The 13,770-nt window shown below is 49.2% G+C and carries 10 protein-coding genes, 6 tRNA genes and 1 other annotated feature; of the genes, 9 read left to right on the forward strand and 7 right to left on the reverse strand.

The annotated features are described in order from the left end of the window. Positions 1 to 206: 206 nt before the first annotated feature. From ilvC to Q0418_RS02350, 4 genes are all read right to left on the reverse strand, one after another. Positions 207 to 1,241: a ketol-acid reductoisomerase gene (gene ilvC, locus Q0418_RS02335; protein WP_298481938.1), complete on the reverse strand. Its 1,035-nt coding sequence runs from the start codon at positions 1,239 to 1,241 to the stop codon at positions 207 to 209. 39 nt (positions 1,242 to 1,280) lie between these two features. Then, complete coding sequence (ilvN, locus tag Q0418_RS02340; protein WP_298481939.1) at positions 1,281 to 1,787, reverse strand: acetolactate synthase small subunit; 507 nt, start codon at positions 1,785 to 1,787, stop codon at positions 1,281 to 1,283. A 14-nt stretch (positions 1,788 to 1,801) separates the two neighbouring features. Beyond that, positions 1,802 to 3,475: a biosynthetic-type acetolactate synthase large subunit gene (gene ilvB / locus Q0418_RS02345; RefSeq protein ID WP_298481940.1), complete on the reverse strand. Its 1,674-nt coding sequence runs from the start codon at positions 3,473 to 3,475 to the stop codon at positions 1,802 to 1,804. A gap of 168 nt (positions 3,476 to 3,643) precedes the next feature. Further along, entirely contained in the window at positions 3,644 to 3,802 is a 159-nt protein-coding gene (locus Q0418_RS02350; protein WP_298481941.1) for a hypothetical protein, read from the reverse strand. A 297-nt stretch (positions 3,803 to 4,099) separates the two neighbouring features. Continuing rightward, positions 4,100 to 4,352: a binding site (T-box leader), on the forward strand. Positions 4,353 to 4,484: 132 nt separating this feature from the next. Here Q0418_RS02350 and Q0418_RS02355 point away from each other — a divergent pair. Continuing rightward, on the forward strand, positions 4,485 to 6,155 hold the full coding sequence (locus Q0418_RS02355) for a 2-isopropylmalate synthase (RefSeq protein ID WP_298481942.1): 1,671 nt from the start codon (positions 4,485 to 4,487) through the stop codon (positions 6,153 to 6,155). 294 nt (positions 6,156 to 6,449) lie between these two features. On the opposite strand, the gene Q0418_RS02360 is transcribed toward Q0418_RS02355, so the two are convergent. Further along, on the reverse strand, positions 6,450 to 7,148 hold the full coding sequence (locus tag Q0418_RS02360) for a zinc ribbon domain-containing protein (protein ID WP_298481943.1): 699 nt from the start codon (positions 7,146 to 7,148) through the stop codon (positions 6,450 to 6,452). Positions 7,149 to 7,235: 87 nt separating this feature from the next. After that, on the reverse strand, positions 7,236 to 7,781 hold the full coding sequence (locus tag Q0418_RS02365) for a DUF5662 family protein (RefSeq protein ID WP_298481944.1): 546 nt from the start codon (positions 7,779 to 7,781) through the stop codon (positions 7,236 to 7,238). A gap of 395 nt (positions 7,782 to 8,176) precedes the next feature. Here Q0418_RS02365 and Q0418_RS02370 point away from each other — a divergent pair, with 395 nt between their 5' ends. After that, entirely contained in the window at positions 8,177 to 10,099 is a 1,923-nt protein-coding gene (locus tag Q0418_RS02370; RefSeq protein WP_298481945.1) for an ABC-F family ATP-binding cassette domain-containing protein, read from the forward strand. 87 nt (positions 10,100 to 10,186) lie between these two features. Here the strand turns inward: Q0418_RS02370 and Q0418_RS02375 are convergent, their stop codons facing one another. Further along, positions 10,187 to 11,506 (reverse strand): hypothetical protein, encoded by a 1,320-nt coding sequence (locus Q0418_RS02375; RefSeq protein ID WP_298481946.1) that lies wholly within the window; start codon positions 11,504 to 11,506, stop codon positions 10,187 to 10,189. Between the two features lie 354 nt (positions 11,507 to 11,860). Between Q0418_RS02375 and Q0418_RS02380 the strand changes: the two genes are divergently transcribed. From Q0418_RS02380 to Q0418_RS02410, 7 genes are all read left to right on the forward strand, one after another. Beyond that, positions 11,861 to 11,936: transfer RNA gene (locus tag Q0418_RS02380), tRNA-Thr, on the forward strand. A gap of 24 nt (positions 11,937 to 11,960) precedes the next feature. Then, a tRNA-Gly gene (locus Q0418_RS02385) sits at positions 11,961 to 12,034 on the forward strand. Positions 12,035 to 12,396: 362 nt separating this feature from the next. Further along, complete coding sequence (locus Q0418_RS02390; protein WP_298481947.1) at positions 12,397 to 13,170, forward strand: hypothetical protein; 774 nt, start codon at positions 12,397 to 12,399, stop codon at positions 13,168 to 13,170. A 275-nt stretch (positions 13,171 to 13,445) separates the two neighbouring features. Beyond that, positions 13,446 to 13,521: transfer RNA gene (locus tag Q0418_RS02395), tRNA-Val, on the forward strand. A 3-nt stretch (positions 13,522 to 13,524) separates the two neighbouring features. Further along, positions 13,525 to 13,601 (forward strand) — tRNA-Asp (locus tag Q0418_RS02400). A gap of 2 nt (positions 13,602 to 13,603) precedes the next feature. Then, a tRNA-Gly gene (locus Q0418_RS02405) sits at positions 13,604 to 13,679 on the forward strand. A gap of 3 nt (positions 13,680 to 13,682) precedes the next feature. Next, positions 13,683 to 13,756: transfer RNA gene (locus Q0418_RS02410), tRNA-Cys, on the forward strand. Positions 13,757 to 13,770: the final 14 nt, after the last annotated feature.

Raw genomic sequence — 13,770 nt, forward strand, 5'->3', positions numbered from 1 at the left:
CGAGCATTTTTGTGAAATATGACGGAAAATATGCAAGCATATGACGTGCAAAGCTGTCAGGTGCTCTTTGTGCGGTGTTGCCTTTAGTCTTTCAGAAAATGCCGTATTGCAAAACTGCTTTCCCGACATTGCATCAGGAAAGCAGCTTCAGGATTTTGGTTTACACCATGCTACATTGTCCCGTCATATTTGGGGAATCGTGTAACTTAGTTGTTGATCAGCTTGTCTTCGCCGTTCCAGCTGTACAGCTTGCGGATCTCTTCGCCGACCTTTTCAGCCGGATGCTCAGAAGCCAGCTTGCGCATTGCCTTGAAGTGAACCTGTGCGCCAGCGTCGGACATATCCAGCAGGAAGTCCTTTGCAAAGGTACCGTCCTGGATGTCGGACAGAACCTTCTTCATTGCCTTCTTGGTATCCTCTGTGATGATCTTCGGACCAGTGATGTAGTCGCCGTATTCTGCTGTGTTGGAGATGGAGTAGCGCATACCTGCAAAACCGCTCTGGTAGATCAGGTCAACAATGAGCTTCATCTCGTGGATGCACTCAAAGTAAGCGTTTCTCGGGTCATAGCCAGCCTCAACCAGTGTTTCGAAACCAGCCTGCATCAGAGCGCAGACACCGCCGCACAGGACAGCCTGTTCGCCGAACAGGTCAGTTTCTGTCTCGGTGCGGAAGGTTGTCTCTAGAACGCCGGCTCTTGCGCCGCCGATTGCCAGACCATAAGCCAGTGCCAGATCCATTGCCTTGCCGGTAGCATCCTGTTCCACAGCAACCAGACACGGAACACCCTTGCCTGCCTGATATTCAGAACGAACAGTGTGACCCGGACCCTTCGGTGCGATCATGGTTACATCCACATCTGCCGGCGGCTTGATGCAGCCGAAGTGGATGTTGAAGCCGTGTGCGAACATCAGCATATCGCCAGCCTTCAGGTTCGGCTCAATGCTTTCCTTGTACAGCTTTGCCTGCTTCTCATCGTTGATGAGGATCATGATGATATCAGCCTGCTTTGCAGCCTCAGCAGCGGTGAATACTTCAAAGCCCTGCTTGACAGCCTTGTCCCAGGACTTGCTGCCTTCGTACAGACCAATGATTACTCTTGCGTTGTCGCCCAGGGATTCCTTGGCGTTCAGTGCGTGTGCGTGACCCTGGCTGCCATAGCCGATGACAGCAATGGTCTTGCCGTACAGCAGAGACAGGTCACAATCTTCCTGATAATAAACCTTTGCAACGTTTTCCATTGTGAAAGACTCCTTTGATATATTTGTTGTATAGGCGGTTTATGCGTCTTTTAAGCAATTGCCGCCTCTTTCAAGAGCGACCAGACCGGTGCGGCACATTTCCATAATGCCGTATGGCTCCAGAAGCTCAATAAAAGCGTTGATCTTCGAGGAAACACCGCGGATCTCAATGACCAGTGCTTCCGGCGAATAGTCCGTGATCTTGGCACGGAATACATCGACAACAGACATGATATCCTGCCGCTTTTCTGCAAGATTCTGGATCTTGATCAGCAGCAGTTCACGGACAACGGATTCATCCCGTTCCATAACCTTTACCGTCTTGACATCGTACATCTTTTCCAGCTGCTTTACGATCTGGTTGCAGACGGACTTGTCACAGTGTGTGGTGATGGTGATACGGGAGAATTCCGGCGATTCTGTTTCGCCGACGGTCAGGGTGTCGATATTAAATCCCCGGCGGGTGAACATGCCCGAAACACGGGACAGTACACCGGAATGATTGGCAACGAGGATGGAGATAACAAAGCGTTCGTTCTTTTCCATGGTTCTATACCTCCTTACATAGAAGACGGATCTACGATAATATCGTCAATGGATCCGCCGGGCGGCAGCATGGGGAGTACGAATGCATCGCAGTCAATGCCGCAGTCAATGAGCACCGGACCTTTTTCAGCAAATGCCTTGGGCAGGACTTCCTTCAGCTCTGCCAGTGTCATGGCACGATAGCCAGGCAGTCCAAATGCCTCTGCCAGCTTGACAAAATCCGTCTTGCGCTCCAGGGTGGTGTTGGAATAGTGCTTGTCGAAAAACAATGTCTGCCACTGACGAACCATGCCCAGTACACCGTTGTTCATGATGAATACCACAACCGGAGTCTGGTTAGTAACTGCTGTTGCCAGTTCGTTCAGGTTCATGCCGAAGCTGCCGTCACCGGTAACCAGAACAGTTTTTTTGCCGGTAGCAGTTGCAGCGCCGATGGCAGCACCCAGACCGAAGCCCATGGTTCCCAGACCGCCGCTGGAAATGAAGGTGCGGGGTGTCTCGAAGGGATAATGCTGTGCCACCCACATCTGGTGCTGTCCGACATCAGTTGCCACAATCGTATCCTTGTCAGCAACTTCTGCGATAGCATCAATTGCAGTAAAGGGTGTCAGCTCGCCCTCTTTCTGGGCTTCCAGCTGCTTGGTGTATTCCACCAGTTCGCCCACACGTGTCATCCATGCAGTGTGCTGCTGCTGGGGGATAGCTGCAGTGATCTTGGAGAGGATTTCCTTCATAGAACCAGTGAGCCCCAGTTCTACCGAAATATTCTTGCACAGCTCAGATGCATCGATATCAATGTGAATGATCTTTGCATTGCGTGCATATTTCTTGGTATTGCCGGTACCTCTGTCGCTAAAACGGCAGCCGGCAGTGATGATCAGGTCTGCTTCATTCTGCGCAATGGAGGAGGCGTAGTGTCCGTGCATACCCTCCATGCCCAGCCAGCGGGGATTGGATGTGGGAACTGCAGAGATGCCCATCATGGTGCAGCCAATGGGAGCATCGATCTTGTCTGCCAGTGCCATGATCTCTGCACCAGCATTGTCGGTAATCGCACCGCCGCCGATATAGATGTACGGTTTTTCTGCGGCAAGGATCATCTCCGTTGCCTTTGCGATCCCGTCGTCACACGCAGTGGGAACAGGATCCTTTTCTACCGGAGCCTGTACCTCGTAGTCATACATGGCGTTCTGTACATCCTTGGGGATATCTACCAGAACCGGTCCGGGTCTGCCGGACTTTGCAATGCGGAATGCCTCACGGATGGTGTCTGCCAGATTCTCTATCCGCTTTACCAGGAAATTGTGCTTGGTGATGGGCATGGTCACGCCGGTGATGTCAACTTCCTGGAAACTGTCTCTGCCGATGAGAGAATTCGGTACGTTACCAGTGATAGCAACCAGCGGAATGGAGTCCAGATAAGCAGTAGCGATACCAGTAACCAAGTTGGTTGCACCAGGACCGGAAGTTGCGATTACAACGCCAACTTTGCCGGTAGAACGTGCATAGCCGTCTGCTGCATGAGATGCGCCCTGTTCGTGGGCGGTGATGATGTGGTGGATGCGATCCTGTGCCAGGTATAGGGCATCGTAAATGTCGATAACCTGTCCGCCGGGATAGCCGAATACGGTAGTAGCACCCTGTTCGATGAGGGTCTCTACGATAATTTGTGCGCCTTTTAACTTCATATGTCTTTTCACCTTTATTTAAGTATTTAGGATACTGATCCGGGAAGCAGTGAACCGGTCTGGAAATGCCGGAGCTCCCGAAATTGTACGGGACAGACCCGGAGCATATGCCAGAAAACCGGCACGCTCATAAAAAAAGCCCTCGGCTGTCATACCGAAGGATCCCAATCAACATGCAAGCGCTTCGGCGGAAAAACAGCCGTTCGCATTTTTCTGTGGAACCATGGTGTGGACAGCACAAATGTCGCTCCGGGTCAAAATGACTCGGGACGTTAGTTCCACCATAATCACTCGTGCCGCAAAGGGACACATTGCTGTGCTGTTCATGGTACACACTCCTGTTCTGGAAAAATGCGGATGACGTACTTCAAACCGCTGAAGAACACGGAAAACACGTTCCCGTGTTGCTCTTATGTCTAGTATAGCACTTCGATTTCTCAAAAGCAAGCACCTTTCTTGCATTTTTACATTTCGGCTTTTTCTTGTTCAATTATAGTACAAAAATAAAAGCGAATCAGGAAGATTTCCATGGAAACGAAAGATTTTTTGAGAAATGACTTGACAAATCCAGCTGAAAGCGCTATAATGAAATTAACAAGCACAACAAGTGCGCAATTGTATCATGAAAAGGCGCAGAAGGGAAACAAGAGGACGGTGTTCGTCTCAGAGAGCCGGCGGATGGTGTGAGCCGGTGATGAACCGTTCAGGATAACTCATCCCTGAGCCGCTGACGGAACCCATGGCGTATGTCATGGCAGTAAGTTATGCCGGATGCCCACCGTTATCGGGGTCCACATTGTCAGATGTGATGGAGTGGACGCAGATTTTGCGTCAAAAAGAGTGGTACCGCGGAGAATAGAATGTCTTCGTCTCTTTCTTACAGCAGAGGAATGCTGTGAGAAAGGGACGTTTTTGCTGTATAAGAGCAGTGATCCGTCTGCTGCTTCAGTGCGGAATGCACTGCTGTCATGAATCAGTGGATGATACAAAGAATGAAAGGAATGATTTTATGAAGCATGTTGAACAGTATCAGCCCCAGTTTTTCCCGGTAGAAAATCCGCCTATGCGCTGGGCAAAGAAGAATTATATTGAAAAGGCACCGATCTGGTGCAGCGTCGATCTGCGTGACGGAAACCAGGCGCTGATCACACCCATGAGTCTGGATGAAAAACTGGAATTTTTCCAGCATCTGGTGAAGATTGGATTTAAGGAAATCGAGATCGGCTTTCCGGCTGCTTCGGAAACGGAATACGAATTCTGCCGGACACTGATCGAAAACAACATGATCCCGGACGATGTGACCATCCAGGTACTGACCCAGGCACGGGAGCATATCATTGCCAAGACATTTGAAGCATTGAAGGGTGCAAAGCACGCCATTGTGCATTTGTACAATTCCACTTCCGTGGCACAGCGGGAACAGGTGTTCAAAAAGAGCAAGGAAGAGATCATTCAGATTGCCGAATTCGGCGCAAAGCTCTGTAAGGAATATCGGGCAAAGACCGAAGGGCAGTTCCAGTTCGAATATTCGCCGGAGAGCTTCACGGGAACGGAGCCGGAGTTTGCACTGGAAATCTGCAATGCAGTCTTGAAGATCTGGGAGCCGACACCGGAGGATAAGGTCATCATCAATCTGCCGGTAACCGTGTCTCACTCCATGCCCCATGTGTACGCAAACCAGGTGGAGTATATGAACGACAATCTCTACAACCGGGAAAATGTTATTATTTCTCTCCATCCTCACAACGACCGCGGCTGTGCTGTGGCAGACAGTGAATTGGGACTCCTCGCCGGCGGTGATCGTATCGAGGGCACATTGTTTGGCAACGGAGAGCGTACCGGTAACGTGGACATTATCACGCTGGCAATGAACATGTACTCCCAGGGCGTGGAACCGGAGCTGGATTTCTCCAATATGCCGGAAATTGTCGAGGTATACGAGCGTGTGACACGGATGCATGTTTATGAGCGTTCGCCCTACAGTGGTCAGTTGGTATTTGCAGCATTCAGTGGTTCTCACCAGGATGCCATTGCCAAGGGTATGCATTGGAGAGAGGAACACAGTTGCGACCATTGGAATGTGCCTTATCTCCCCATTAACCCGGAGGATGTGGGACGTGTGTACGAGGCAGATGTGATCCGTATCAACAGCCAATCCGGCAAGGGCGGCGTCAGCTACCTCATGGAGACAAAATTTGGCTATCATATTCCTCAGAAGATGCGGGAATCTTTCGGCTATCTGGTAAAGGGCGTTTCCGACCATGCTCACAAAGAATTGCAGCCGGATGAGGTATTGAAAATTTTCCAGGATCACTATGTGAATATTGAGACACCGGTTTCTATTCCAGAAGTGCACTATACCCAGAAGGGCGAGGGCGTCATTGGTGCGGCTGTGACCATTTCCTATAACGGCAAGACGGAGACAGTCCACAACGATGGCAACGGTCGTCTGGATGCGGTTTCCAATGCAGTAAAGGCGCATCTGAACATGGACTTTGCACTGACCACCTACACGGAGCACGCATTGGCGGTACGCTCCAACTCCAAGGCAGTTTCCTATGTGGGACTGGAGAAAAACGGTAAGACCTATTGGGGTGTTGGCGTGCATTCTGATATTATCAACTCATCCATCTCGGCGTTACTCAGCGCATTGAACGCATTGATCACAGATCTGAAATAAAAATTCGTGTGATCATAAAAAAGACTGCTGCATGCAGCGAAGATCGAACGGAAACACCGGGATCTTGCTGTGATGCAGCAGTCTTTTTTTAGCTTAAGGCAACACCGCACAAAGAGCGCCTAGCGGCTTTGCACGTCATATGCTTGCATCTTTTCCGTCATATTTCACAAAAATGCTCGTGAATACACAAAGTATTCACGAGCATTTTTGTTTCATCTGACGAAAAATCTGACAAAGTTTATGCTCGTAGAGTACATCTGACGCACAATCTTTGTGCGGTATTGCCTTAAAAAATCAGAAGTAAGCAGCCATTGTTACCAGTATCATGGCATCCATGCTATACCAGGAGCCTTTATACTTGAAAACCATGAATTCTTCTGTTTCAGTTTCAACTTTGTCGCCGTGATCGGACCGATAGCGCACCTTTAATTCATACTGAGTCGCTTTTTTGATCTTGATGTCACCGAGATCATCGCTGTCCAGATACTCTGCAAAGTCATCTTTGTCTATTTTTTCCTTTCCCTGGAAGGTAACTTTGATGTCATCGTAGCCGTCATAGTAGTTGTCCAGATATTTCTGGATTTCCTTTTCCAGTTCCTTTTTGCTCAGGTCGTTCTGCTCCATGAGTTGCTTTAAGTATTCTTTGGGAACGGTGTCCATCAAATCATCTGCATCGCAGTCCTCGATAGCCTCATAATAATCCTTTACCGCTTCTTTGGCACTGTTTCCACCGAACAGGGCACATAGCAGAACGATCACCAAAACCACCGTTACCGCAATGCAGCCAATGGCGATGATCAGATTTTTCCCGGACAATCCCAGAAAGGGCTTTTTCCCGGTGCCAGCTGTAGGCACTGCCTGAAAGCCTGCACCAGCGGCAGAATTCGGTACAGCACCGGTTGTGTTCGAGTTTGGCATTTCGTTTTTCGCACCGCAGTTCGGACAGAATACGTCCCCTGCATTCAGCTTTGCCCCGCAATTATTGCAATTCATAGTCCTAATCTCCCTCGTAATATTTTAAAATTACCCCAGGCTTACACCTCGGTATCGTATTTATTATAACACCTTTTCCACTTGATGTCAATTCTTTTGACGCACCCGTTTTTTCAGTTCCGCAAAAGCAACTTTCTCACCGTGCTGCGCCAGAATTTCCAACAGTTCCATTAGTTCGCTTGCCGTGTTTGGATGGAGCAAGCCGCGCTTACGTGCATTGGAATTCTGAAAATAGACCAGGGGACAGGTCTGGTCGTACTGTTCCTTTTTGTAAATTTTGCTTGCAGCAACCCGATCGCAGAACATTTCTGCCAGATAGCGCATGGGCATCTGCACCGGCTCAACCTGTTTGGAAACGGGGTTATAGTCGCACCAATACTCGAAGTGGTGGCGGTTACACCCTTTGTGATGCATCCATGCTAGGGAATAACCCAAATCTTCCCGTTCTGCCTCGTTAGGACTGCGGTTGCCCTGGTAATAGTGGACGCCCTGAAAGAATTCCGTGGGGCTGTATTTGGACAGGTCATGTCGAAGTCCCTGCCAGAAAATTCCGGCTTTCCAGCAATGGCGGATGACCATGTGACGGTGCCGGGTGATGGTGCGGAGATGTCCCCAAAACGAATGCCAGTACATAGCGATGCCTCCTTTTTCAATAGTATAAAGCATTCGGCGAAAAATGTCAAGGTGGCTATTGCTGCACTCACGGAGGAACCTTAGCTGCCTCCCCTGAAAGGGGAGGGGAACCATTGCGCAGCAATGGTGGAGGGGGTTTGCGCAGTTTTTAGGTACGGAAATCAATTTTTAAATTATATGCTGTAAAATGAATCATTTTATGTAGGGGCGAACATTGTTCGCCCGCCAAAAATCCAGGCAAACCGCAACGGGCGACCAATGGTCGCCCCTACAATAATCCATATTTTACGAAAATTGATTTCCGTGGTTTTTAGGAAAAAAGAGTTGTATTTTCCTTGCAGATATGCTACAATAAAACTGTATTGCCCTAAAAACGTACGAAAGGAATGGAACAAATGCTCCTGCGTCTGACAGATATCAATAAATTTTACAATGGAAATCAAGTCCTCTCCCATGTGTCCATGACAGTGGAGGATCACGACCGCATCGGTCTTATTGGCGTGAACGGCTGCGGAAAGTCCACGCTGCTGCGTATCCTCACCGGAAACGAACTGCCCGACCATCTGGTGGAAGGTGACGGCGAGGTAGCACTCTCCGCCAAGACCAGCGTGGGTTATCTGGAACAAATGGGCGGTCTGGATCGTGACAGCACCGTCTGGGAGGAGATGCGCAGCGTCTTTCGTCCACTTTTGGATACCCAGGAGCGAATGCACCAGCTGGAAAAAGAAATGCAGTCCGGCGATCTCTCCGTGGCAGAGGAATATCATCGCCTGCAAACCTGGTTCGAATCCAATGACGGCTATCAGATCGACGTGAAGATTCGTACAGTGCTGAACGGTATGGGATTTTCCCAGGAGACATATTCCCGTGTCATTTCCGGATTCAGCGGCGGCGAAAAAACACGTCTTGCCATTGCCCGGCTCCTGCTGGAAGAACCGAACCTGCTGATTCTGGACGAGCCGACTAACCATCTGGATTTCAAAACGGTCATGTGGCTGGAGGACTATTTGAAAGATTACAAGGGCGCACTGCTGCTGGTCTCCCACGATCGTTATTTTCTGGATCGTCTGTGTACCAGTATCTGCGAGATCGAACGCGGCGTGCTGACCCGATATAAGGGCAATTATACGGCATTTACCCAGCTGAAAGAGGCCGCTGTAGCTCGTCAGTGGAAGGAATACGAGATGCAGCAGAAAGAAATCGCAAAGCTGGAGGACTATGTGGCACGGAATCTCACTCGTGCATCCACTGCCAAAAGTGCCCAGAGCCGTGTGAAGCAGCTGGAAAAAATGGAACGAATTGAAAAGCCTGTTTCAGCACAGAAACAGGCGAAAGTTTGTTTTACTTATGAGATCGACCCGCCGGTGGAAGTGCTGAAAGTTCAGGACATTGATATTTCCGTGGGTAGCGGTGCACAGCGGAAAACCCTGCTGCCCCAGTTATCCTTTGAGGTGCGCCGGGGCGAAAAGTGGGGCATTATCGGTGACAACGGTATCGGCAAATCCACACTCCTGAAAATTCTCCAGAATATGCTGCCCCACGAGGGAAAAGTGCGCTGGACAAGCAATATCAAAATTTCCTACTTTGAACAGGAAAGCACCAATCTTCACCCCACAAAATCGGTCATGCAGGAGATACATGACCGTGTTCCGGCGTGGACAGATCTGGAGGTACGCAAGCTCCTGGGACAGGTACGTCTCACGGGAGATAATGTGTTCAAACCCGTAGGCGTACTCAGCGGCGGCGAGCGTGCCAAGGTATGTTTTGCGGTAATGATGCTGGAGCACGGCAACGTACTGATTCTGGACGAGCCTACCAACCATCTGGATATCGCCATGAAAGAGGTGATTGAGGAGGCAATGCAGGAATTCCCGGGTACACTGCTTTTCGTATCCCATGACCGTTATTTGCTGGATAAGGTGGCAGATCATATTCTGGAACTGAAAGCGGACGGCGCCAATACCTATGCCGGCGGTTTTTCCGCATGGCTGGATGCACAGCAAAAGGCATCGGCTGTTCCGGAACCCCAGGAGAATACCCGGTCTGCCGGGGAGACACCGAAGCAGGAAAAGCCGGCATATCGTTCCAAAAAGCAGCGTGCCCAGCAGGCAAAACTGCGTGCAGATTTGCGGGCACTGGAACAGAAACTGGACAAAATGCAGACAGAACTGGATCAGCTGACTGCGGAAATGGCGGACGAGACTGTTTGCAGCGATTATCAGTTGATGCAGGAAAAATGTGAACGCATGGAAGAACTCCGTGTTTCCATGGAGGAGACCATGGAGGAAATGATCCTGCTGGAGGACGAACTGGCATAATGGTTTCCGGCAAGGTGCTAATATAGAAGAAAACCCCGACAAAGGCTCATAACCTTCGTCGGGGTTTCTGTATCAAAGATGGAATTTTTACTTATCCAGTTTCTTCTTTTCGTCTTCGATCATAGCGAGAAGTTCGTCCACGGAAGCCGTTTCATACTTGTTTCTTCTGGATGCAGAAGACTGTGTGGGCGCTGCCGGACGTGTACTGCGAGTACTGCTGCCAGAGGACAGGCGGCTGGAACCCAGGTTCCGTGCCTCTTCCGGAGAACTTGCCTCGTGGCTGCCGCGATAAGTGGAAACCGGCTCTTCAGAAATCGGTGTATCTGCGGCATGAGAAATGGCACCAGTGCCGAATGTGCTTGTATTGCTGCGTGTGCCAAAGGTAGAAGTGTTGGAAACAGTGCCTGCGTGAGACCCCTGATAACCATTATCCTGTGCATTTCCGCCCAGCGGAATCTGGTCTTCCGGATTGGTGTAGATCGGAACATCATGCTGTGCCTTGAACTGCATAGTGCGTGCCTTCTGATAGGGAGAGTTGGGGTTTACTGCCTTGCGCTCGAAGTTTTCTGCAATAGAAGAACGCTTCCGCTCAAAGGAACGGCTCGGTGCAGCATCCGACGGACGGAACAGCGGTGAACGTCCGCCCAGTTCCTCGTCGTCATATGCGGAATCGGAATCATAGGAATCCTCGCTGTAAACCTCGTCATAGCTCTCTTCGAAAGCAAATTCGTCATCGTGTCTGCTGTTGGCACGGGCAATCGCCACGATAAGCATGATTACCAGAATGACACTGGGGAGTACCAGCAGTGCGAGAATGCCGGGAACGCCTGTTGCAAACTTAATGTAAGAATACAGCTCGCCGCTTTCATAGGTACACTTGCCCAGGATGCTGTCCACTGTAATGGGCGGTTCAGTACCCACAGCGCTTGTCTGCATGGTGGTGGGATAATATTTCAGAACGCCTGTTTCGTCCTGTTCAATATTATAGATACGGCGAACAGCGATGCGCTCGGAATCCACATCTGTAGAAGTATCGTCCGGTGCCAGAACGCAGAGAACGGCATTGTTCTTTGCAATGGGGTCGGATTCATCATATGCCGAAGCAATTACAGCTGTGTGCTGATGAATGGAGGCGGCAGCACTTGCACTGTCTACCGGCTGGCTGGGATCTGTCACGCCTTCCTGGAGTCCAGCTGCGCTGTCGTCCAGAGAAGTGACGCCGGTGGCAACGACTGCCCCGGAGTTGGCCTCCATGACATCACTTTCCATCAGATATATGTAATGCCCGAAAAATTTCGGCGTGTCACTGCGGGAGAACAGAATGTTTGTGGTCAGTGTCACTGCAACGACCAGCAGGAGAAGTATCGCAAGGACAATTGCGAGAATCGATTTGGATTTCTTTTTCATGATGCTACCTTCCTTTTTTCACGAAGTAGTGGTTTTAAACTTATTATAACACATCTTTTCAGCAATTTCAATTCTTTTTTTGATTTTTCACCGAAAAAATGCAGGAGAATGAAAAAAATAATGTTTCTTTTTTGCGAGGATTCAGATTCCATAGCCTCTGGCTCTGATTTAGCAGGAAACTGAAACAGATTTCTTTTATTATAACACATCTGCTTTCATATTTCAATTGGTTTTTTGATTTTTTCCATAATTTTTTTGAAACCTCTTGACAAACGCAGAAATTGTGGTATAATAAAAAAGTACTTTTCTTCGGGAGTCGTTCTGACTTAATTTTATTTACCGGACATTGGTGCTGCTGGAATAGCTCAGTTGGTAGAGCAGCGCATTCGTAATGCGCAGGTCGCGTGTTCAAGTCACGTTTCCAGCTCCAATTTTTCTGCGTGTGCGCAGACCTGCGAGCGTAGTTTAGTGGTAAAACATCAGCTTCCCAAGCTGAGGTTGCGAGTTCGATTCTCGTCGCTCGCTCCAGACAGAGTACAAAAACACGTGATCCATGTGCAGATGCAGTTGGGTCACGTGTTTTTTATTCAGGAATTTTATAATGGTAAGCCCAGTGGATGGGATTTTGTGAGAATTGAAGAATGATACATCGGGAAGAGCACAGATAGGAAGATCGCTTTTTGTGCATTATAATAGTATATTATATGCACACAGCGGCTTATCAGGGAGAACCGGCGGTTTATACAAAACAAAAAGAGAAATACGGTACGAAGTTTGTGTAAAAAGCATATTGCATCCAGCGCTAAAATTTAGTATGATAATTATAATGTGCAGGTTGTATGATAAAATCTGTGCGCAAACATTTTTATTTGAGGAAATGAGGAAACAATATGTTGAAAACAAAAAAGGTTCTGGCATTTCTGCTGGCATCCGCTATGATGTGTACTGCTTTTACAGCATGCGGCGATTCTGAATCCAGCTCTGAATCTTCCAGCGAGGCAGAGTCCAGCGCAGAGGAATCCAGCGAGGAAGAGTCCAGCGAAGAATCCGTAGCAGAAGAAAGTTCTGCACCTCAGCAGGTTCAGACCGGTGACTTCGAAGAAGCTGTTGTACCGCAGGCAGGCGATGCTTACCTGAGCATGGCTGACGGTCAGTGGTGGCTCCAGTACACCGGCAGCGACACAGACTATCTGACCTATGATGCTGGCGTTGTTCCCATCACTGGAAACGGCGATTATACTGTCAGCGTTACTGTTGACACCAATGCGGTTCGTTATGACGCTACTGGCGACATCAACGGCGAACTGATCGCAAATGGTACTGCATTCATGGCTGTTCAGATCATGGACGGTGCTGATGCAACGCCCAATGCCATCATTGATGTAACTGCAGTTAAGGTTGACGGTACAGAGATCCCGCTGACCAAGAAGAGCTTCACAAACACTGAAGAGACTGAGATCAACGGCACAAAGCACAACAACATCCGTTCCAACATCTTCAACGAGTGGGTTCCGGATGATGGTCTGCCGGGCGATGCAAGAAGCGCAGAGGGTAATATTGCAGATCTGGCGAACAAGGCTGATTATTCTGCAACCATTCTGGATCCGTCTGCTATCGGCGACTGGACAACCATCGAGGTTAACTTTACTATCTCTGGTATGTAATTACTGATTTTTGAATCAATACAAAACGACTGTCTGCATCTGTTTGGTGCAGGCAGTTTTTTGCATCTGGTAAGCGCTGAATACAACAGATTATTCTTGCAGTTTATATGTTAACTTTTTGTAAACACAAGAGGAAAGTAGGGAATACCACGTGATTTCGGCACTTTTTATCGGTTCGCCATACCAAAATTTTTTTCAAAAAAGTCTTGACAAATCGACTGAGATGGTGTATAATAATATACGTCGCTGAGAGATGCGACACTGAAGAAATGGATGGAAGCTTAGCTCAGCTGGGAGAGCATCTGCCTTACAAGCAGAGGGTCATAGGTTCGAGCCCTATAGTTTCCACCACATGGCCCGGTAGTTCAGCTGGTTAGAACGCCGCCCTGTCACGGCGGAGGTCGTGAGTTCGAACCTCATCCGGGTCGCCAATGCGGATTTAGCTCATCTGGTAGAGCGCCACCTTGCCAAGGTGGAGGTAGCGAGTTCGAGCCTCGTAATCCGCTCCAAATGGCGCTATAGCCAAGTGGTAAGGCATGGGTCTGCAACACCCTGATCTCCAGTTCAAATCTGGATGGCGCCTCCAAAGCGCACTGAGAA

Source organism: uncultured Ruminococcus sp. (genome assembly GCF_937915125.1).
Classification (GTDB): domain Bacteria; phylum Bacillota; class Clostridia; order Oscillospirales; family Ruminococcaceae; genus Ruminococcus_C.